The sequence below is a fragment of the Salinicola halophilus genome (genome assembly GCF_003206155.1).
GTDB classification, from domain to species: domain Bacteria; phylum Pseudomonadota; class Gammaproteobacteria; order Pseudomonadales; family Halomonadaceae; genus Salinicola; species Salinicola halophilus.
This window is the reverse complement of record NZ_PZJV01000002.1, coordinates 47161-68034: the sequence shown is the minus strand read 5'-3', so window position 1 is coordinate 68034 and position 20874 is coordinate 47161. Positions and strand designations below refer to the sequence as shown.

Annotated in this window: 20 protein-coding genes; 7 read left to right on the top strand and 13 right to left on the bottom strand. The window is 66.3% G+C overall.

Annotated elements, in window-relative coordinates; all coding sequences use genetic code 11:
- Positions 1-118: 118 nt before the first annotated feature.
- The gene (gene crcB, locus DOM33_RS08070; RefSeq protein WP_110667738.1) at positions 119-496 is read left to right on the top strand and encodes a fluoride efflux transporter CrcB; all 378 of its coding nucleotides are present in this window, start codon (positions 119-121) and stop codon (positions 494-496) included.
- A 31-nt stretch (positions 497-527) separates the two neighbouring features.
- Here the strand turns inward: crcB and DOM33_RS08065 are convergent, their stop codons facing one another.
- The 10 genes from DOM33_RS08065 to DOM33_RS08020 form a co-directional block, all read right to left on the bottom strand.
- Entirely contained in the window at positions 528-1781 is a 1254-nt protein-coding gene (locus DOM33_RS08065) for a PQQ-binding-like beta-propeller repeat protein (RefSeq protein ID WP_110667736.1), read from the bottom strand.
- Between the two features lie 211 nt (positions 1782-1992).
- Positions 1993-3213, bottom strand: coding sequence for a glycosyltransferase family protein (locus DOM33_RS08060; RefSeq protein WP_110667734.1), 1221 nt, complete (start codon positions 3211-3213; stop codon positions 1993-1995).
- A gap of 113 nt (positions 3214-3326) precedes the next feature.
- Positions 3327-4181, bottom strand: a complete 855-nt coding sequence (locus tag DOM33_RS08055) for an HAD-IIB family hydrolase (protein ID WP_110667732.1) — start codon at positions 4179-4181, stop codon at positions 3327-3329.
- A gap of 284 nt (positions 4182-4465) precedes the next feature.
- Positions 4466-5416, bottom strand: a complete 951-nt coding sequence (locus DOM33_RS08050) for a 2-dehydro-3-deoxygalactonokinase (RefSeq protein ID WP_110667730.1) — start codon at positions 5414-5416, stop codon at positions 4466-4468.
- Entirely contained in the window at positions 5413-6099 is a 687-nt protein-coding gene (locus tag DOM33_RS08045; RefSeq protein WP_110667728.1) for a 2-dehydro-3-deoxy-6-phosphogalactonate aldolase, read from the bottom strand. Before DOM33_RS08045 ends, DOM33_RS08050 begins: the two co-directional genes overlap by 4 nt.
- A gap of 58 nt (positions 6100-6157) precedes the next feature.
- Positions 6158-7306 carry a galactonate dehydratase gene (gene dgoD, locus DOM33_RS08040; protein WP_110667726.1) on the bottom strand — a complete coding sequence of 383 codons (1149 nt, stop codon included), beginning with the start codon at positions 7304-7306 and terminating at the stop codon, positions 6158-6160.
- On the bottom strand, positions 7303-8103 hold the full coding sequence (locus DOM33_RS08035; protein WP_110668604.1) for a FadR/GntR family transcriptional regulator: 801 nt from the start codon (positions 8101-8103) through the stop codon (positions 7303-7305). Before DOM33_RS08035 ends, dgoD begins: the two co-directional genes overlap by 4 nt.
- 243 nt (positions 8104-8346) lie before the next feature.
- Positions 8347-9609, bottom strand: a complete 1263-nt coding sequence (gene glyA, locus DOM33_RS08030; RefSeq protein ID WP_110667725.1) for a serine hydroxymethyltransferase — start codon at positions 9607-9609, stop codon at positions 8347-8349.
- Positions 9610-9847: 238 nt separating this feature from the next.
- Entirely contained in the window at positions 9848-12367 is a 2520-nt protein-coding gene (locus tag DOM33_RS08025) for an ABC transporter permease (protein ID WP_110667723.1), read from the bottom strand.
- Positions 12364-13089: an ABC transporter ATP-binding protein gene (locus DOM33_RS08020; RefSeq protein WP_110667721.1), complete on the bottom strand. Its 726-nt coding sequence runs from the start codon at positions 13087-13089 to the stop codon at positions 12364-12366. Before DOM33_RS08020 ends, DOM33_RS08025 begins: the two co-directional genes overlap by 4 nt.
- Here DOM33_RS08020 and DOM33_RS08015 point away from each other — a divergent pair.
- Together DOM33_RS08015 and DOM33_RS08010 are read left to right on the top strand one after the other, a co-directional pair.
- Positions 13088-13780 (top strand): arylesterase, encoded by a 693-nt coding sequence (locus DOM33_RS08015; protein WP_110667719.1) that lies wholly within the window; start codon positions 13088-13090, stop codon positions 13778-13780. The two genes, DOM33_RS08020 and DOM33_RS08015, sit on opposite strands and share 2 nt — an antisense overlap.
- Positions 13781-13873: 93 nt before the next feature.
- On the top strand, positions 13874-14863 hold the full coding sequence (locus DOM33_RS08010; protein WP_110667718.1) for a zinc transporter ZntB: 990 nt from the start codon (positions 13874-13876) through the stop codon (positions 14861-14863).
- Between the two features lie 21 nt (positions 14864-14884).
- On the opposite strand, the gene DOM33_RS08005 is transcribed toward DOM33_RS08010, so the two are convergent.
- Entirely contained in the window at positions 14885-15175 is a 291-nt protein-coding gene (locus DOM33_RS08005) for an Rdx family protein (RefSeq protein WP_110667716.1), read from the bottom strand.
- Between the two features lie 231 nt (positions 15176-15406).
- Here DOM33_RS08005 and DOM33_RS08000 point away from each other — a divergent pair, with 231 nt between their 5' ends.
- The 4 genes from DOM33_RS08000 (at position 15407) to ettA (ending at position 19462) form a co-directional block, all read left to right on the top strand.
- Complete coding sequence (locus DOM33_RS08000) at positions 15407-16723, top strand: MFS transporter (protein WP_110667714.1); 1317 nt, start codon at positions 15407-15409, stop codon at positions 16721-16723.
- A gap of 119 nt (positions 16724-16842) precedes the next feature.
- Positions 16843-17262, top strand: a complete 420-nt coding sequence (locus tag DOM33_RS07995; protein ID WP_110667713.1) for a PAS domain-containing protein — start codon at positions 16843-16845, stop codon at positions 17260-17262.
- Positions 17263-17442: 180 nt separating this feature from the next.
- On the top strand, positions 17443-17637 hold the full coding sequence (locus tag DOM33_RS07990; protein ID WP_110667711.1) for a PA3496 family putative envelope integrity protein: 195 nt from the start codon (positions 17443-17445) through the stop codon (positions 17635-17637).
- Positions 17638-17800: 163 nt separating this feature from the next.
- Positions 17801-19462 (top strand): energy-dependent translational throttle protein EttA, encoded by a 1662-nt coding sequence (ettA, locus tag DOM33_RS07985; RefSeq protein ID WP_110667709.1) that lies wholly within the window; start codon positions 17801-17803, stop codon positions 19460-19462.
- A gap of 161 nt (positions 19463-19623) precedes the next feature.
- Here the strand turns inward: ettA and DOM33_RS07980 are convergent, their stop codons facing one another.
- Both DOM33_RS07980 and lpxL read right to left on the bottom strand, forming a co-directional pair.
- Positions 19624-19782 (bottom strand): DUF1328 domain-containing protein, encoded by a 159-nt coding sequence (locus DOM33_RS07980; RefSeq protein ID WP_110667707.1) that lies wholly within the window; start codon positions 19780-19782, stop codon positions 19624-19626.
- A gap of 172 nt (positions 19783-19954) precedes the next feature.
- Positions 19955-20869 (bottom strand): LpxL/LpxP family Kdo(2)-lipid IV(A) lauroyl/palmitoleoyl acyltransferase, encoded by a 915-nt coding sequence (gene lpxL, locus DOM33_RS07975; protein ID WP_110667704.1) that lies wholly within the window; start codon positions 20867-20869, stop codon positions 19955-19957.
- Positions 20870-20874: the final 5 nt, after the last annotated feature.

Sequence of the window (20874 nt, the reverse complement as noted above, 5' to 3'; positions counted from 1 at the left end):
GGGTCGCGGGTCGCGGGTCGCGGGTCGCGGGTCGCGGGCCGGCTTCGAGCGTATCGTCGGCTCGGCGCCGCCGGTCAATGTCGTCAGTCGACGTCTTCGGTCAAAGAGACAGGTTTCTATGTGGATTTCCATCGTTGCCATCAGCCTGGGCGCGGCCATTGGCGCCAATCTGCGCTGGTGGCTCGGCGCGCAGTACAACGGCGCTTTCCTTCACATCCCGCCCGGCACGCTGATCGCCAACCTCGTCGGCGCGTGGCTGATCGGCCTGGCGCTGAGCTTCTTCCAGGATTCGACGCTCAGCGTCGAGTGGAAGCTCTTCGCCGTCACCGGCCTGCTCGGCGCGCTGACCACCTTCTCGACGTTTTCCGCCGAGATGGTCGGGGCGATCCAGAGCGGACGCTGGGCATGGGCGCTAACCGGCACGCTGGTTCACGTGCTCGGCTCGTTCGCCATGACGGCCTTGGGGATCGCCTGCTACGGCTGGCTGCGCCACTGACCGCGACGTCACGCGGAAGGACGCGCGTCCGTCACCCCGCCATCGGAATCAGATAGAGCTGACCGGTGTGCGTGGGGACGAACAGATGCGCCCCCACGCGTACCGGACCCGACGAGGCCAGCGACGTCGCTCCCAGCGATACGCTGAAGCGCGCCTCTCCAGTCGCGAGATCGGCACCCAGCAGCTCGCCGGCGGCCGTGGTCACGTAGACCCGGTGGCCATCGATGACCGGCGCGCCGCGAATCGGGCCGCAGTCGAGCTGCCACAGCGCTCGGCCACTGCGCAGATCGAAGGCGTGCAGGGTATCGCCGGCGGCGTCGATCGCCACCACGCGTTCCTCGGCGACACTGGGCGCCCCCAGAATGGCGGCGTCGGAGGAGCGAGTCTCGCCGAGCGAGGCCGACCAGCGGCGCTCGCCGCTCTGAGCGTCCAGCGCGAATAGACGATGGGCAAAGCGCTGCGGGTCGGATGTCGCCACCACCGCCGTGGTCAGCACCAGGTCCCCCTCGATCGCCGGCGGTATGCCCTCGAGTCCGGCAACGGCCTCGCCGAACTCCGCCATCCAGACCACGGCCCGGGTCGTCGGATCGACCCGAAACAGGCGATAGGGCGCAGCCGCGCCGACGAAGAGCCGGCCGTCGTCGTCCAGCGTCGGCGATGACAGCTCGACACGCGATCCCAGCGTGATCAGCCCGGTCCGGCGGCCGTCCTCGAGGGAGAGGACGTGAAGCGCGCGATCGTTGCCAGCGGCGAAGACCTCGCCGGCGTGCAGCAGCGGCGTCAGCATGACGTCACCGGTGCCGTGGTAGTGCCAGACCGGTTCGCCGGTCTCCAGATCGACCGCCAGGAGCCCGCTTTTCCCGCTACCGAAGGGTTCGGCATTTCCACCCCCGAGCGCGCGCCGCGACGGGAAGCGATTGCCATAGCCGAGCACGCCGACTCCCCGCTCCCAGGCGATGTCGGAGTGGATCCAGTTGGGCGCTTGCAGCTGCCAGCGTATTTCGCCGCTGACCGGGTCCAACCGCTTGAGCGCGCCGCTATCCTGATTGCCGACCAGCAGGTCGCCCGCGAACGCCGTGGGAACGGTGCGCACGTCTTCCGGCGCCGTCGGCCGGCCGATGCGTTCCAGGTGTGGATCGACGGGCGTGTCGATTGACGCATCGCCACCGACACGGTGACGGGTGCTGTCGGCGCCAACGGGGTCGAGGGTCATCAGCGAGAGGACCACCAGTTCGCCGAAGCGGCTGTAGAAGGGATGTCGGTGTGAGGAAGACGCGAACGGCATGAAGCACCTCGTTAAGCATTGAGCTTGCGCGAGCCTGGCGAGCGATCTTCCCTGCGAGGAGTGGTGTCGTTATCGGTCTCTGTCTCGAGACGCTTTGAGTGGGCGCCGTCACGGCGTCATCCGAGTGTATCCCGAGCGCCCTGTCGATGGCTAACCACCGGCCAGGGCGAGCCGGCGGCGATGACTGGCCGCCGGCGAAGCGAATCCAGCGTCAGACGTCGCCGCTATTGTCCAGTTCCACCGCCTCGTAAAGTCGATCCTGCAGATCGGGGATGGCGGCCTGGACGCGATTCCAGCTGGGGATGAAGGGTTTGTCGCGGGGGGATTCGAAGAAGGCGGCCCCGGCCTGCATGATGTTGTCGGCGAAGAGCTCCACCGCTGCCTCCTCGCTGTGGCGGTCGAGCTTGAGCCCGTTCATCGCCGCATCGTGGTCATAGGCCTCGATCAGGTCGAGCGCGATCCGGTAGTAGGTCGCCTTCACGGTGCGGAAACTCTCCACGCTCATCTCGACGCCGAGCGTGGCGAGCTTGCGGTACATCGCCTTGGCGATGTCCATGCTCATGCGGTTGAGACCGCCGCTGGGGTCCTCCTCGGACACCGGCTGATGCTTGTGGTCGTAGGCGTCGGCGATGTCGACCTGGCACAGCCGCTTGGTCGAGAAATTGCGGTGCACCTCGGACAGCACCCCGATCTCGAGCCCCCAGTCGCTGGGAATACGGATGCCGTCGAGCACGTCGGCGCGCATCGAGAACTCCCCGGAGAGCGGATAGCGAAAGCTGTCGAGATAGTCCAGGTATGGCAGCGGGCCGTAGATCATCTTGAACGCCCGGATCAGCGGCGTGACCATCAGCCGCGCGACGCGACCGTTCAACTTGCCGGAGGCGATGCGCGAGTAGTAACCCTTGCAGAACTCGTAGTGAAAGCGCGGGTTGGCCACGGGATAGATCAGCCGCGCCAGCAGGCCGCGGTCGTAGGTGACGATATCGCAGTCGTGGAGTGCGACGGCTTCTGCCTTGTTGGAGGCGCGCACGTAGCCGGAGCAGTACCAGACGTTGCAGCCCTTGCCCGGTTCCTGCGGCGCCAGCCCCTCGGCGGCAAGCTCCTGATGCAGCGCCTGCAGTCGTGGGCCGTCGTTCCAGAGAATGCGGTGGTGCTGCGGTAGGCGCGAGAAGAACGCCTTGGCTTTGAGAAACTGCTCGCGATCGGCGCGATCGAGACCGATGACGATCTCGCTGAGGTACGGCACCCGGCATAGCTCGTCGACGATGTGCGAAAGCGCCGGTCCTTCGAGTTCGGAGTAGAGCGAGGGCAGAATCAGCCCCATGGGCCGGTCGCGGGAGAAGCGCTTGAGATCGCTCTCCAGCGCCTCGACGGAGCGCCGCGTGAGGTTATGAAAATTGGTGACAATGCCGTTCTGGTAGAAGTCGCTCATGGACTGCCCTCACTGATAGTCATCGCAGCGCCGATCCTTGGCGCCCCCGTACGCTTCGCCGACACTCGGCGAGCGCAATCTGCCACATCGAATTACCCCGCGCCTTGCGGCGTTCACTCGAGCCAGTGGGCGTCACCCTCGAGCCAGTGCGCCACGCCTTCCGACCAGCCCGTCGGGCCACGCATCTCGGTACGATAGACCCCCTCACCGGGAAGGGGCATCGGTTGACCGTGATCGGCGGCGATCACTACCGCGCGCTCGGTCGCCGCGAGCAGCGCCAGATCGTTGGGGCCGTCGCCGAGGCTCAGCGTGTGCGGGCGATGTCCGCGCAGCGCCTCGAATCGCGCGACCAGCCAGTTGGCGGCCTGCCCTTTGTCCACCGCGCCCATCACATGCCAGAAACGCCCGCCGCGGGTCAGCGTCAGCCCGTCGGTGCGTAGCGTCTCATCGAAGGTCGCAAGCTTGTTCGGGTCGTCTTCCCAGATCAGCGGCTCGCTGCCTTCCCGCGCCATTGCCTGCCGAGCGGCGTCCGGCGAAAGCCCCGTCGCCTCACGTACCGTGTCGACCTCCATCTCGCCCATGCGTCGAAATCGCAGCCCGTGACGCTCGCGAATCACGTCGAGGCGGCGGCGAATGAAGTCGACATCGAGACTCGGCGTCTTGACCACCAGCCCGTCCGGCGAGGCCGGGTCGCGATCCAACCGCGCGTGCTGCCACGAGGGCGGCAGTCCGATCACCGCGCCGTTCTCGGCGATGAACGGCGTCTCGGTCAGCCCGAGTTCCTGACGCAGCGACAGCAGCTCGGTGCGCGTCTTGCTGGTCGTGGGAATGACCGGCACGTTCGCGGCGGCAAGGTGCGAAAGCCACGCCGCCGCCGGCTGCCAGTCGTAGGTGTCGTGGTCGAGCAGCGATCCGTCGAGATCGGTGAAGATCAGCAAAGACGCCTGGCTCAGCTCCGTCTGTGTCATTGCATCGCTCGCTTGCCTTGAAGGGTGAGAGTCACGCGCCGGCCCGCTGAGCGTTGCCCCGACTGCCACGCCGGAGGACATCGACGTCGACGTCGTCCCGCGGGCGAGCGCCTGCCAGATGAAGGTAGCACGGATCGTGCCAACCACGACGGCCCCGAAAGCCCGGGGCCCTGCCCCCTCGAGAGGCCAGCGGCGTGCACTTTCTTGGTGCTTCGATCTCGATACGCCGATCCTGGTGCGTCGATCGCGCGCTGACAGCGCCGAGTCGGGAGGCGGGCGTTGCGTTAGGCTCTTTGGGCGACGTGGCGGGCGGCGATGGCGGTCACTCCGGCAAGCGTCGCGGCGTCACTGCCCAGGGCCTCGACGTCGAGACCGGCATTCTCGAGCGCCAGGGTGTAGCTCTGGCGCAGACTGTCGGCCCCGACCAGATAGACCTTCTCGATACCCGGACGCGCGGCGTGCATCGCGCGGACCTCTTCCCCGATCAGTACGCCGGAGAGAAAGCTTGCGACCTGGCCGGCTTCGAGTCCGGCGTAGAGATGCCGCGAGCGCCCCTCGAACAGGGCGTGCATCACCCCGCCGGGGGCGTCGACGCGGGAGAGCCCCAGCCGGAAGGCGCCCTCATCGAAGGCCGCGTCTCCCCGGGCGGGTTCGCCGGGCAGCGTATGGAAGCGCACGGCATGGAAGAGCTCGCCGGTCATCACGGTGGTGAAGTCGACCAGCCGGCCCGCCTCGAGATGCGCCCACTTGCTGTGTGTCCCGGGCAGGCAGCAGTGAGCGTCCTCGACGCCTGCGAGCGTTAGCGCGCCGAAGGCCTGAACCTCCTCCCCGCGCATGACGTCGACGTGGCTCGGCGTGACCTGTTTGACCCCCGGCACGATCCAGGCGTTGTCGAGCCCCGGGGCGGCGACCACGCTGTCGGCGAGATCGGCAACCGACGCTGGCAGCTCGAGCTGGGGCGCTTCGGCCCAGCCGCGGGCCGAACCGACCATGCCGGCGAGATAGATCGGCACGCTGGCCGCGGCCGCGCCGTCACCCTGGCGCCAGTCGTCCGTCTGCGAGGCGCAGTAGTGCGGAAATTCCGGCTGACTGAGCGCCCGCAGCCCGGACGCGGAGCGACGGCTGTCGAGCACCTCGCCGCTGCCCGCGTCGACCAGGAACGCCCGGAAGTTGCTGGTCCCCCAGTCGACGACGATCAGGCGCTCGCCGGGGGCGGAAGTCGCTGCCTCGCTCATGCATCCGCCTCGCGCTCGAGCTGCTCGGCGTGACTCGCGACCTCGCGGATGCGCTGCCACTCGGCGATCAGGCCACGGGCGACGGCCCCCACTTCATCGGCACTGCGCCCCGGCTTGTAGAGGTTGCTGCCGAAACCGAAGCCCGCGATGCCGTGGGCGTGCCACTCGCTCATGTTGCTCTCGTCGATGCCACCTACCGCCAGCACCGGCAGCCCCTTGGGCAGAATCGCGCTGATGTCCTTGAAGTAGCCGGTCCCGAGCCGCGCCGCCGGGAAGAGCTTTAGCGCCGTGGCACCGGCCTTGGCCGCGGCGAGCGCCTCGCTCGGCGTCATGCAGCCGATCATCGGCGCCAGGCCGTGCTCGACGCCTGCACGGATCACCTCAGTGTCGGTGTTGGGCGTGATCAGAAGCGGGGCGTCCAGCTCGGCCAGCCGCTCGGCGTGCACCGGGTCGAGCACCGTGCCCGCACCGATCACCACGTCCGCCGGGCAGCGCTTGCCGATCAGGGCGATGCTCTCCCAGGCGCGGGGCGAGTTGAGCGGAATCTCGATCAGCTTGAATCCCGCTTCCACCAGGGCGTCGAACACCCCGTCGATCTCTTCCGGCGTGATGCCGCGCAGAATCGCCACCAGCGGGCGCTCGCGCAGCGCGGTTTCCAGCGCGAATCGTCGTGTCTCGTTCATGGGTTTCTCCTCGATGTCGGGCCGTCTCGACAGAAAGCGGCCAGCTCCGCGCCAGGCATCACCACTCCGCGACGGAGCCGTCCTCGTGGGTCCATACCGGATTGCGCCAGCGGTGCCCCACCTTGGCTCGCTCCTCGACGAAGGCCTCGTCGATCTCCACGCCGAGCCCCGGCCCGTCGGGAATCTTGCAGTAGCCGTCCTCGATGGAGAGCGCATTCTTGTCGACCAGGTAGTCGAGCACGTCGTTGTCGCGATTGTAGTGGATGCCCATGCTCTGCTCCTGGATGAAGGCGTTGTGATTCACCGCATCCACGTGGAGCGAAGCCGCCAGCGTCAGCGGGCCCAGCGGGCAGTGCGGTGCCAGCGCCACGTCGAAGCACGACGCCAGCGTTGCGATCTTCATGCCTTCGCTGATGCCGCCACAGTGGGAAAGATCGGGCTGAACGATGTCGACCATCCCGTCGGCGAGCAGATCGCGGAACTGATAGCGAGTGTGCAGCCGCTCGCCGGTGGCGATGGGGTAACCGAGACCGCCGGCGATGTGCTTGAGGCTCGGCAGATGCTCCGGCAGCACCGGCTCCTCGACGAACATCGGATGATACGGCTCCAGCTCGCGCAGCAGCGCCTTGGCCATCGGCCGGTGGACGCGACCGTGGAAGTCGATGCCGATGCCGACGTCGGGGCCGACCGCGTCGCGGGCCTCGGCGACGCGCGCGACCGCTTCATCCACCTTGGCGTGGGAATCGACGATCGCCATCTCCGCGGTGCCGTTCATCTTGAAGGCGGTGAAGCCCTTCTCCACCAGCGCCTTGGCGCCGGCGCCCACGTCCGCCGGCTTGTCGCCGCCGGTCCAGGCGTACATGCGCATGCGATCGCGACAGGCCCCACCCAGCAGCTGGTGGACGGGCACGCCGAGATCGCGCCCCTTGAGATCCCACAGCGCCTGGTCGATACCGGCGATGGCGCTCATCAGGATCGGCCCGCCGCGGTAGAAACCGGCGCGATACATGATGTTCCACAGGTGCTCGATGCGGTGCGGATCCTGGCCGATCAGATAGTCGGAAAGTTCGTGCACCGCCGCCTCGACCGTCGCCGCGCGCCCTTCTACCACCGGCTCGCCCCAGCCGTAGCAGCCTTCATCGGTTTCGATCTTCAGGAACAGCCAGCGCGGCGGTACCTGCCAGGTTTTCAAACGCGTGATTTTCAAGAGTCTCTCCCGAGTTCAGGGGATGAAGAAGAAGTGTCGCCGGCGAACGCGAGCGCTCGCCGATGCTGCATCAGTTCCTGCAGGCCGAGATCGGTGGCGGTGCGCTCGAGCACCGCCAGCGCGGCTGCCGACGCCGCCGCCGGCTGGCGCAGGCGGATCGCCTCCAGCATGCGCCGGTGCCGCGTCATGCTGTCGTTCAGCACGCCGGCGCTGCGGTTGGAGCGGGTCACCAGCATGGAGATCGCGGGCTTGAGCACGTGGCTGATCTGCGCCCAGATGAGGTTGTGGGAGGCCGCGAAGATCGCCTCGTGAAAAGCGACGTCGTAGTCGTCGTGACTCATGCCCTGCCAGACGAGATCCGGGCTCTCGAGCGTGGCCAGCATGCCGTCGAACGCGCTCTCGATGCTCGCCAGGTCCGCGGCCGTCGCCTGCTCGGCGGCGAGCCCGGCGACGTAAGGTTCGGCCGCGAGCCGGAAGGCGAAAACCTCGCGCGTGAGCGCCGGGTTGGGCTGGGCGTAGCGCGCCATCCAGGCACTCACCTGCGGGTCGAGCAGATGCCACGCCGCAAGCTCGCGCACCCGCGTGCCCTGCCCCGAGATGCGCACCACCAGCCCGGCGTTGACCAGCCGCTGCAGGGCACTGCGCACGGTGCTGCGGCTCACGCCGAAACGCGCGCAGAGATCCACCTCTCGCGGAATGGTGTCGCCACTCGCATAGGCACCGCTGAAGATCGCTTCGGCGAGCGTATCGGCGATATCCAGGCGCGGTTCGCGGGGGGTGGAGAGAGCAGACGGCATGGTGTCTCGGGGCATGAAGGTAACGACCATTATCGACTATGTCGGACATAGCTTCCAGCAACGGGCTCTCAGTTGCCTTTAGACAATGGTCACAGCCCTGCCGCCGCGGCGGTTTCCGCCCTCTTTTCAAGCCTGGCCCTCTTTTCAAACCTGACCCTCTTCGAGACGGCCCCTGGTTGACACCCTCGCAACGAAAAACGCCCCTCCGAGGAGGGGCGCTGCCAGGCGGTAAGCGGTTGGAAATCAGCGATAGACCGGCAGGCGCTCGCAGACGGCCTCGACCTGGCGTTTGACGCTTTGCTCGATCTCGCTGGAGTCACCCTGCTGCATGGCGTCCAGTATGTCGCAGATCCAGCCGGCGAGGTCGCGGCACTCGCTCTCGCCGAAGCCGCGAGTGGTGACCGCCGGGGTGCCGATACGCAGGCCGGAGGTGACGAACGGGCTCTGCGGGTCGCCCGGCACCGCGTTCTTGTTGACGGTGATGTGGGCGCGGCCGAGCGCGGCGTCCGCGTCCTTGCCGGTCAGCCCCTGCTTGACCAGCGAAAGCAGGAAGAGATGGTCTTCGGTGCCGCCGGAGACGACCTCGAACCCGCGCTCGATGAATACGCCCGCCATCGCCTGGGCGTTCTTGATCACCTGCCCTTGGTAGGTCTTGAACTCGGGGTCCATCGCCTCCTTGAAGCAGATCGCCTTGGCCGCGATCACGTGCATCAAGGGGCCGCCCTGACCGCCGGGGAAGACCGCGGACTGCAGCTTCTTCTCGATGTCGGCGTCGTTCTCGGCGGAGAGGATCAGACCGCCGCGCGGACCGCGCAACGTCTTGTGCGTGGTCGTGGTGACCACGTGAGCGTGAAGCAGCGGGCTCGGGTAGTGCCCGGTGGCGACCAGCCCGGCGACGTGCGCCATGTCCACCAGCAGGTAGGCACCCACCTCGTCGGCGATCTCGCGGAACTTCGCCCAGTCGATGATCTGCGAGTAGGCGGAGAAGCCGGCGATGATCATCTTCGGCTTGTGCTCGCGCGCCAGATTGGCGACCTCGGCGTAGTCGATGCGGCCGCTGTCGTCGATGCCGTACTGCACGGCGTTGTAGTGCTTGCCGGAGAAGTTCGGCTTGGCGCCGTGGGTCAGGTGCCCACCGGCGTCGAGGCTCATGCCGAGGATCGTGTCGCCCGGCTTGACCAGCGCCTGGAAGGCTGCACCGTTGGCCTGCGAACCGGAGTGCGGCTGGACGTTGGCGTAGCTCGCGCCGAAGAGCTCCTTGGCGTAGTCGATCGCCATCTGCTCGACCACGTCGACGTACTCGCAGCCACCGTAGTAGCGCTTGCCCGGATAGCCTTCAGCGTACTTGTTGGTCAGCTGGGAGCCCTGGGCTTCCATCACGCGCGGGCTGGCGTAGTTCTCGGAAGCGATCAGCTCGACGTGGGCTTCCTGGCGCGTGACTTCCTTTTGCATCGCGTCCCAGAGGGCGTCATCGAATCCGGCGACTTGCATGTCTCGAGTGAACATCTTGGGGTACCTCGGCTCTCGGGGAGGAGTCGACGGACGCAGGTCTAGCCTCGCCCGTTCTGAAATCGTGGGGAGCAAGTTTACCCCAGCGCCAACGGCCTTTCCTATGAAAGCGGGTCTCGCACGACGGCATAATTTCTCACGCCGACTTTAGCGTGAGTAAAAATGCCGCCAGAAACGACATCGGTCTCGCCGAGGGCGACACGGCCCCCGCCCTCGACGTGTCGAAGCGCCGACATCAGGTCTCGCCCAGCAGCCGCAGGCTCGCCATCGGCGAGTGCCGGCGGGTGGAGCGCGACAGCAGGAAACCGATGCCGCCGACGACGACGGCGCCGGCCAGCGGCATGATCAGCCACATCGTCGGATGCGCGCGCGGCGTCAGGCCGAGCCAGGTGAAGATACCCACGGAAGCGACTTCGGCCAGCGCCGCGCCAAGCAGGCCACTGGCCAGCCCCAGCAGCGCGAACTCCGTCCACTGCATGGTCGCAAGGGTGCGGTTGCTCGCCCCGAATACCCGCAGCAACGCCCCTTCGTGGGCACGGGCGGGGCGGCTCGCGGTCAGCGCCGCGTAGAGCACGCTGATCCCCGCGAGCAGTACGAAGCCGAGCACGAATTCCACCGCGCGAGTCACCTGCGTGAGAATGCCGCGCACCTGCTCGAGCAGCGCCTCGACGTTGAGCAGCGAGACGCCGGGATACTCGCGCACCATCTCGCCCAGCAGCGCATCGTTCTCTTGGGCCAGATAGAAAGAGGTGATGAAGCTGTGGCCGAAGGTGTCGAGAACCCCCGGAGGAAAGATGATGAAGAAGTTGGGCTGGAAGCTCTCCCAGTCGAGATGCCGCAGGCTCGTCACCTCGCCGGTCACGCTGTCGCTGCCGATGGTGAAGGTGAGCGTGTCGCCGAGCGAAAGCCCCAGCCGACCGGCGAGCTCCTCCTCGACCGAAATCGGCACGTCGCCCCCGGCGCTCATCGCGGCATCGTCATCGAACCACTCCCCGGCGGTCACTTCGTTGCCGTCGGGTAGCGTCTCGCGCCAGGTGAGATTGAGGTCGCGCCGCAGCGCACCGTCGTTGGCATGTTCGTCGGGGACTCGGGTCTGGGGCGGCTGACCGTCGATGGCGGTGAGCCGGCCGCGCACCAGCGGGTAGAGGCCACTCGTGCTCTTCGTATTCTCCTCGAGCAGCGTCTCGACGGCGTCGCGCTCCTGCGGCTGGATGTTGATCGCGAAGTAGTTGGGCGTATCCGTGGGCAACTGCGCCTGCCAGGTGGTGAGCAGATCCCCCCGCACCACCGCGATGATCGCCATGGCCGCGAAGGTCACCGAGAACGCCAGCAGCTGACCGAGACTCGCCTGGCGCCGGCGCGCGAGCTGACGACCGCCCAGCTGCCAGGCCCGGCTACCGCCACGCGTGGGCGTCAAGCGCGATAGTGCACCCAGCAGGGCGCCGAGGAGCAGATGGGCGACACCGGCGAGAATCACCAGCGCCGCCAGCCCGCCGAGGAGAATGCCGAGGGCGAGGAGCGGGTCGCCGGAGTAGAGCCACAGCAGCCCGCCGAAGACGAGACTCGCCATGCCCACGACCACCCAGCCGGCCGCCGGAATCGGATCGAGCTCGCGCCGCAGTACCTTGAGCGCACTGACCCGGCGCAGCCGGATCAGCGTCGGACCGGCAAAGCCCACCAGCACCGCCAGCGCGGTGAGGATGCCCATGGCGAAGGGAAGCCATCCCGGTGGCGGCAGTTCCAGCGGCAGAAAACGCACCAGCAGCGCCAGCAGCCCCGCCTGGCCGGCCAGCCCCAGCAGCGCACCAGTAACGGCGGCGGCCCCGGCGAGCCACCCCAGCTGCCAGGCGAAGAGCTGGCCGAGCTGACGCTGCGAGGCGCCGAAGCAGCGCATCAGCGCGGCGGTATCCAGATGACGATCGACGTAGCGCCGCGTCGCCATCGCCACCGCGACGCCGGCGAGCAGCACCGCCGCCAGTCCGGCAAGGCTCAGATACTTCTGCGCCCGCTCCAGCGAGCGCCCGAGGCTCGGCCGGTCGACGCGCACGTCGCGCACCTCGATGCCCGCCTCGCGCCAGCGCTCGAAACGATTCGACACCGCCTCCACCGCGGCCGGCGGGCCGGCCGCGAGCAGTTCGTACTCGATTCGCGAGCCCGGGCGGACCAGTTCGGTCGCCGCCAGATCGGCGCGATCGAGCATGATCCGCGGCGTCAGACCGGAGAAGCCGCCCTGCTGATCCGGCTCGCGATCGATCAGCCCGCCGACGCGCAGCGACGCCGATCCCACTTGAACCGTGTCGCCGATCGCCACCTCGAGCAGCCGCGCCAATCTCGGGGCGATCCACGCCTGCCCCGGCGGCGGGCCGTGCGCCAGCGCCTCGATACCGTCGCCACGATCGACCAGCACCTCGCCGTAGAGCGGATAGCCGTCGTCGACCACCTTGAGCCCCGCCGACTGGAAAGCGTCGCCCTGGGAGATCATCGACACCAGATCGACCTGATCGCTCAGGCGAAGCCCCGCCTCGCGCAGGGTTTCGCGCAGCTCATCGTCGAACGCCCGGCCCTGCTCGAGGACCAGATCGCCGCCGAGAAGCTGGCCGGCCTGACGTGTGAGTCCGCGATCGAGACGGTCGAGAAAGAAGCCGATCATGGTGGTCGCCGCGACCGCCAGCGTCAGCGCCAGGAACAGCGCCCGCACGTCGGCGGCGCGCAGGTCTCGTCTGAGCCCCTTGAGCGACAGTGCGATCAGACTCATGCGTCGGCCTCGACGCGTCGCGACATCTCGAGCGGGTGGAGCGCCCCGTTCTCGAGCTTGAGACAGCGGTCACAGCGCCGTGCCAGCGCCAGATCGTGAGTGACCAGGATCAGCGTGGTGCCGGACTCGCGATTGAGCGCGAACAGTAGATCGATGATGCGCCGACCGGTCTCCTCGTCGAGGTTGCCGGTGGGCTCGTCGGCGAAGACCAGGTCCGGCTCGGCGACGAAAGCGCGCGCCACGGCCACGCGCTGCTGCTCACCGCCGGAGAGCTGCTTGGGCAGATGCGAAAGACGCCCGGTCAGGCCGACCCGCTCGAGCCAATGGCGACTTTTCGCCTCGACGTCTTGCCGCGGCGACAGTTCGAGCGGCAACATAACGTTTTCCATGGCGGTAAGGGTCGGTAATAACTGGAAGTTCTGGAACACGAAGCCCACGCGACCGGCCCGCAGCGCAGCGCGCCCGTCCTCATCGAGTTCACCCAGTGACTGACCGAAGAGTTCCAGCGCCCCGGCGCTGGGCGCGTCGAGCCCGGCGAGCAGTCCCAGCAGGGTCGACTTGCCGGCGCCGGAGCTGCCGACGATGGCGACGCTCTCTCCGCGACCGACATCGAGCGACAACGCTTCGAGGATAACGAGCTCTCCTTCCCCGCTTTTTACCCGCTTGCTCAGATCGCTTGCGTATAGAATTCGATCCTGCTGATTCTCCGAGGAGTGAGACATGGTGTCTGTTTTTCCTGTAACGGGTGCGAAAAGGACCCTCTGCGCCGCGCTGGGCCGGGGCATGGGGGGAACGCTGCTCTGCGCTTTCGCGCTGCTGATGGCGTTGCCCGCCGCCGCCCGTGCAGAGACGGTTCTCGTCATGGGCGATAGCCTGAGCGCCGCCTACGGCATCGATCAGCAAGCGGGTTGGGTCAATCTACTCAAGCAGCGCCTCGACGACGAGCACGAAGTGATCAACGCCAGTATCAGCGGCGAGACCACCTCTGGCGGCGCGGCGCGACTGCCGGACATTCTGGATCAGCATGACCCCGATATCGTGCTGATCGAGCTGGGAGGCAATGACGGTCTACGCGGGCTCTCCCCGCAGCAGATGCAGGTCAATCTAGCCAAGATGATCGAGCGCAGCGAAACCAGCGGCGCCGAGGTACTGCTGCTCGGCATCGAAGTGCCGCCCAACTACGGCGCCTCCTACGCCAGTGCATTCCGCGGCGTCTTCTCCCAGCTCGCCGAGGAGTACGAGGTTCCCCTGCTACCCTTTTTGCTCGAGGGCGTCGATCTCTCGACCATGCTGCAGGGCGACGGGATTCATCCGACCGCCGAGGCGCAGCCGATCATTCTCGACAACGTCTGGTCGGCGCTTGCGCCGATGCTCGACCCTCAAGCGTCGGTCGCGCCCCAGCAGAACCCGTGAATCGACGCTTGGCAGTATTGCCGCCCTGACCCGTCGCCGTGAGCGCTCGCGGCGACGGCGAGCCCCTCATCAAGGAAAGGACGAGGAGAGAAGATGGAGAGTCAACCCGCCCTGGAAGGGGAAACGGCCCTGGTCGCCGCTTACGAACTCGACGGACGTGGCGGTGGTGAACTGCTCAGCGTACGCGGGCTTTCCGAGGCATGGGCGGACCCGTCGCGCATGCTGTGGATGCATCTGGACTTTCGCCACGAGGACGTCGGCCGCTATCTCAACGACCTCGCCCAGCTCGACGAGGCGGCGGTCGAGGCGCTGCTCGAAGAGGATACGCGTCCCCGGGTCGGCAAGTTTCGCAATGGCGTGGTGAGCACGCTGCGCGGCATCAACCTCAACCCCGGCGCCGCCCCGGAAGACCTGATCTCGCTGCGGATCTGGATCGCCCCCAACCGGTTGATCACGCTGCGCCGGCGCCCGCTGCGCTCGGTCAGCGAGGTGCGGGAACGCATCGACAGCGGCGACGGCGCGCTGTCGATCCCGGATCTGCTCGCCTGGCTCACGGAGACGCTGGTGGACAAGGTGGGGGATGTCGCCCACCAGATCGACGACGGTCTCGGCGAGCTGGAAGAGGACCAGCTGAGCGATCGTGACATCGAGCCCGACGATCTCTCGCGCTTTCGCCGCTCGCTGATCACGCTCCGGCGCTTCATGGGCCCGCAGCGCGACTGTCTCGAGCAGCTCGCCCACGGCCCGGACTGGTTCGACGACGATACCAAGGTGTCGATTCGCGAGAGCGCCAACCAGCTATCGCGCTACGTCGAGGACTTTCACGCCATGCAGGAGCGGGCACTGGTCCTGCAGGAGCACCTGTTCAGCGAACACAACGAACGCATGAACCAGCGCATGTACATGCTGGCGATCGTCACCACGGTCTTTCTGCCACTGAGCTTTCTGACCGGGCTTCTGGGGATCAACGTCGGCGGGATTCCCGGCGCGGACAACCCCTACGGCTTCGCGATCTTCCTGGCGATCACGGTCGTGGTCGGCGGCTGGGTGATGCTGCTGCTCAAACGCAAGCGCTGGTGGTGAGCGGGAGCGCGCGGGCGGGTTTCACTCGCTCGGCGTTGGCGCGGCGCGATCGGTATGCCCGAGATCACGCCCGGGGTCGAGCCGGTCGCGCACGCGACGCTTGAGCTCCTTGACGTCGGGAAAACCGCCGTCGCGCTTGCGCTCCCACAGCGACTCGTCGTCGTAGAAAACCTCGAAGTGGCCGCCGTGACTCGGTGCCAGTGCGACCTGCTCGAGCCCTTCGCCGAAGGTCTGCAGCAGCTCCTGAGCGTACCAGCCGGCGCGCAGCAGCCACTGACACTGGGTGCAGTAGTGAATTCGAATCCGTGCCATCCGCGGACCTCCAGAACGTCGTGACTCATAAAGGTGATGATGAACATCGCACACCGCCGTGCATGATGCGCGGGGGTATCCGGGCGCTCAAGTGCCGGATCCGCACACCGCGAGGAGCGGCGTGCGCTCCGTGAGCCACCGACTCAGAGATTCACACTCTCTGAGATTCACTACTCAAATATTCACCCACTCAGATATTCACTACTCAGAGATCCACAGGAAACGCCGTCGATGTCCTCCAGAGTCACCCCCCTCACGCAGCTGGTCGAGCGCCTCACCGGCGACGACGACAGCCGCCTGTGCCGCGATATCTCCGACGAGGCGTGCCGCGAGCAGCCGGGCAACTTCGTGCGCCACCTGCTCGCGGCGCTGGGCAACAAGCTCGCCGACGAGCTTTCTAACGCGCGGTTGATCCTGCCCTGGCTCATGGGCGCGATCGGCGCGCCGGTGTGGATGGTGGGACTGCTGGTGCCCATCCGCGAAGCCGGCGCGCTGCTGCCGCAGCTGCTCATCGCGGGCTACATCCGGCTGCGCGCCGTGCGCAAGTGGGTCTGGGTGCTCGGCGGCATCGTGCAGGCCGTCGGGGCGCTGGCGCTGGCACTGCTGGCGCTCTTCGGACAAGGAAGCTGGGCGGGGGCGCTGGTACTGGTGGCCTTGACCGGCCTCTCGCTGGGACGCGGTCTCTCCTCGGTGGCTACCAAGGACGTCTTGGGCAAAACCATCGCCAAACAGCGTCGCGGCACGCTAATGGGCTGGAGTGCCGGCATCGCCGGCGCGCTGACGCTACTGGTCGGGGCGGCCTTCGTGCTGCTCGGTAACCATCCGGGGGCCGCAGCGATCGCGGTGCTGCTACTGGCCGCGGCCGCCGGCTGGCTGCTCAACGCGCTCTGTGCGGCACTGATTCATGAGGCGCCGGGAGCGACCGATGGCGGCGCCAATGCCTGGGAGAGCGTCAAGGAGGGGCTCGGGCTGATGCGCCGAGATCGACGTTTTCTCCACTTCAATCTGGCACGCGCCCTACTGCTCTCGAGCGCGCTGGCGCTGCCCTATCTCGCCCTGCTGGGCCAGCAAAACAGCGGTACGGATCTCACAAGTCTGGGTATCCTGATCGTCACGTCCGGGCTTGCCGGCATGGTCGCCGGGCCGATCTGGGGCCGCCTAGCGGATCGTTCGAGTCGTCGCGTCATGCGCACGAGTGCCGTCGGCGCGGCCCTCTGCTGCCTCGCCGGCGCTGCCTGCGGACTGCTGCCGGCATCGATTCGCGAAAGCGTCTGGCCGTATGCCGCGGTCTACGGCCTGCTGATGATCGCCCATGCGGGCATTCGCCTGGGTCGCAAGACTTACGTCGTGGATCTCGCCGACAGCGATACCCGCGCACTCTACGTCGCGTTCTCCAACACCTTTACCGGCATCGTGATGCTGATCCTGGGGCTCGTCCTCGGCGGGCTTGCCCAGTGGCTGGGAAGCGCCGGCCTTCTCCTGATACTGGCGCTGCTGGGAGCGGCGGCAGCGGTGAGCGCGCACGCGCTGGCCGAGGTCGAGACCTAGGATTGTCAAAGCGTTGTAATCCCTCGACGTCGTGGCATCATGAGCCGGCGTATCGTCCCTACATTCGTCGGATGTCCAGCCTGGAGGCAAGGATGGCCAGTAACCAGAAACGTCCCCCTATGATCAGTCCCGCTCTGCTCGAGCGGATCGTCAATGCCTCCGACGACGGCATCGTCGTCGCCGAGCAAGAGGGTGACGAGAACATCCTGATCTACGTCAACGAGGGCTTCGAGCGACTCACCGGCTACAGCATCGACGAGATCCTCTATCGCGACTGCCGCTTTCTACAGAATGGCGACCGCGACCAGCCCGCCATCGACCGGGTACGGACCGCACTACGAGAAGGCCGCCCGTGTCGCGAGGTACTCCGCAACTATCGCAAGGATGGCAGCCAGTTCTGGAACGAGCTGTCGATCACGCCGGTTCACGACGAGGAGGATCAGCTCACCTACTTCGTTGGCGTGCAGAAAGACGTCACCGGTCTCGTCGAGGCCCTGCAGGAGCTCGAAACGTTGAAAGCGGAGCGCGACCCGGCCTGAGGCTCGCCGCCCTCGCCTGCGTTCTTTCGCCGCTGCCCTCCTCCCTTTCTTTGCTTCCCTGTTATCGCCGCCCACTGCGGCGATAGTTTTTTTTAAACTCTCGATACTTGCCCGGGTACACGTTCGGCGATATATAGCGCTCAGGCATCAAGGAGATGCCATTGATCGGGAGGGCTTAGCATGAGCCGAGAACAGTATGCCGATGAGCAGGCACTGCTCGACGCCGTCAACGATGAACAGTTCGAGCGTCCGCGCAGCAGCAAGACGGATACCTTGAAAGCACGCCGTCAGGTCGAGGCGCTACTCGAAGAGCGCCGTTTGAAGCGCGCCATCGACGACGACTGGTACTGCGATTTCGGCGACGAAGAGGAGTGATTGCCTCCGAACCGGGGCGTTAGCAATTGCCCCGGTAGTCGTTTACCCTGCCTACTTTGAGACCCGCGGCCCAGCGTCCGGGCTCGTCTCTCGAACTCTCGTTTCGGGTCCCTGCATTCTCGGTGACCCCCCTTACTTACCAACGCGATACGACCGGATTTCCATGGCGCAATACGTCTACACCATGAACCGGGTGGGCAAAGTCGTCCCCCCGAAGCGCGAGATCCTCAAGGATATCTCGCTCTCCTTCTTCCCCGGCGCCAAGATTGGCGTTCTGGGTCTCAACGGGGCGGGCAAGTCGACGCTTCTGCGGATCATGGCCGGCGTCGATACCGAGTACAACGGCGAAGCGCGCCCCATGCCGGGCATCAATATCGGCTATCTCCCTCAGGAGCCTGCGCTCGACGACGACAAGAGCGTGCGCGAGACCGTCGAGGAGGCACTCGGCGAGGTCAAGGCTGCGCAGGAACAGCTCGAGGCCGTCTACACCGCCTACGCCGACCCGGACGCCGATTTCGATGCGCTCGCCGCGGAGCAGGCGCGCCTCGAGAACATCATCGAAGCCGCCGACGCCCATAACATCGAGCGCAAGCTCGAGGTGGCCGCCGAGGCGCTGCGTCTCCCCGCGTGGGACGCCCGGGTCGGCCATCTCTCCGGCGGCGAGCGCCGGCGCGTCGCGCTCTGCCGGCTGCTGCTGTCGAGCCCCGACATGCTGCTGCTCGACGAGCCGACCAACCACCTGGACGCCGAATCGGTGGCCTGGCTCGAGCGCTTCCTGCATGACTACCCGGGGACGGTGGTGGCAATCACCCACGACCGCTATTTCCTCGACAACGTCGCCGGCTGGATTCTCGAGCTCGACCGCGGGCAGGGCATTCCCTTCGAAGGCAATTATTCTCAGTGGCTCGAATCCAAGGAGAAGCGCCTCGAGCAGGAAGCCAAGGCCGAGGCCGGGCGCCAGCGCGCGATCAAGCAGGAGCTGGAGTGGGTTCGTCAGAATGCCAAGGGTCGTCAGGCCAAGAGCAAGGCCCGTCTGAATCGCTTCGACGAGCTGCAGTCCGGCGACTACCAGAAGCGCAACGAGACCAACGAAATCTACATTCCGCCCGGGCCGCGCCTCGGCGACAAGGTCATCGAGTTCCACGACGTCGCCAAGCGTTTCGAGAACAAGCTCCTGTTCGACAATCTGTCGTTCCAGATTCCGGCCGGCGCGATCGTGGGCATCGTCGGGGGTAACGGCGCGGGCAAGTCGACGCTGTTCAAGCTGGTCGATGGCAAGGAGCAGCCGGACAGCGGCGAGGTCGTCCTTGGCGAGACCGTCGACATCGCCTATGTCGAACAGCTACGCGATCACTTCGACGACACCCAGACGGTGTGGGAAGCGGTCTCCGGTGGGCACGACATGCTCAATATCAACGGCTACGAGGTCTCGTCGCGAGCCTATGTCGGTCGTTTCAACTTCAAGGGCACCGATCAGCAGAAACGACTGAGCGAACTGTCCGGGGGTGAGCGCGGTCGATTGCAGCTGGCGCAGACGCTCAAGCAGGGTGCCAACGTCCTGCTGCTCGACGAACCCTCCAACGACCTGGACATCGAGACCCTTCGCGCACTCGAAGAGGCACTGCTTGCCTTCCCCGGCTGTGCGATGGTGATCTCTCACGATCGCTGGTTCCTGGATCGCATCGCCACGCACATTCTTGCCTACGAGGGCGATTCGAGCGTGGTGCTGTTCGAGGGTAACTACACCGACTACGAAGCCGACTATCGCAAGCGAGTGGGAAGCGACACGCCCAAGCGCATGAAGTACAAGCGCATCGACGCCTGAGGCGATCGACGCCGGCATAACGGTCTTGTCGGCCCGATCACGCGAAAACCCCCGCCAGACAGTGTCTGGCGGGGGTTTTTCGTTGGCGCGGCAGGCTTGCTGGTGCGCCTGATTCCGCGCGCGGCGCTCAACTCAACGTAGGACGATCACCGCATCGAGCGTCAGCGTCCACGGCCTCGAATCAACGACACCACGAAGAGGATGAGGAATATCACGAAAAGCACTTTCGCGACGGTTGCGGCAACGCCAGCGACACCACCGAACCCGAGCACCCCGGCGATGATGGCGACGATGAGGAATATCACGGCATAACTGAGCATGGCAGTACTTCCTGTGTTGGCCCATTAGACTTGCCGCAGCCGCTTCTCGATCGGCCTTACGACAACCCGCTCCCGATATCCTTGAGAGCACCTTAAGACTCGATTGTTCGCGTCTCGACGTCAAGCGGATGACGTTACAGTCTGAAACCCCATGTTATTCGCCCCGCTTCGTTCAATAGAGCGAGGCCTCTCCGGGCGGGCGCGTCTTGAAGCGCCGATGCAGCCAGAGGTACTGCTCGGGATGTCGACGTATCGCCGTCTCGATGAAGGCATTGACCTTGGCGGCATCGGCTTCATCGTCACCGCTGGGGAAATTCTCGAGTGGCGGCAGGTACTCCAGCGTATAGGTACGATCGTCCGGATTGCGGTGGAACATCAGCGGCATGACCGGCGCCCCCGTCATACGGGCGATCTTCGCGGTCAGTTTGATGGAAGCGGCTGGCACCCCGAAAAACGGCGCAAACACGCTCGCCTCGCGACCGAAATCCTGATCCGGCGAATACCATACGGCATGCCCGGACTTGACTCGACGCACGACGCCGCGCAGATCGTGACGGTCGATGGCGGCCCCGAAAATGCCGCGCCGGGCCCGGGTCATGAAGTCTTCGAACACGGGATTGTCATGGGGTCGATAGACCACGTCGGCGGGAAAGAACAGCGAGTGCAGTGCACCGCCGAGATCGAGCGTCGAGAAGTGGATGCCGATGATCAGCGCGCCCTTGCCCTGTGCCATCGCCCGCTCCATGTGCTCGGTGCCGCGAAACGTTACCCGGTGACGCAGATGTTCGGGATCACGACACCAGCCGGTCGCCGTCTCGAGAATACCGATGCCGTTGGCGATGAAGGTCCGTTGAACCAAGTCCGCGCGCTGGCGTTCGTCGAGCTCGGGAAAGCAGAGTGCCAGATTGGTCTCGGTGATATGGCGACGTCGCTTGGCCAGCCGCCAGGTGGCAAGACCGAGGCCCTTGCCGAGAGCCAGCTTCAGACGCCACGGCAGCACCGCACCCAGGCGCATGAGACCGATCGCGAACCAGGTTCCCCAGTAGCGAGGATGAAGACGGTTGGCGGGATAGACTTTCTTGGCCATGACGG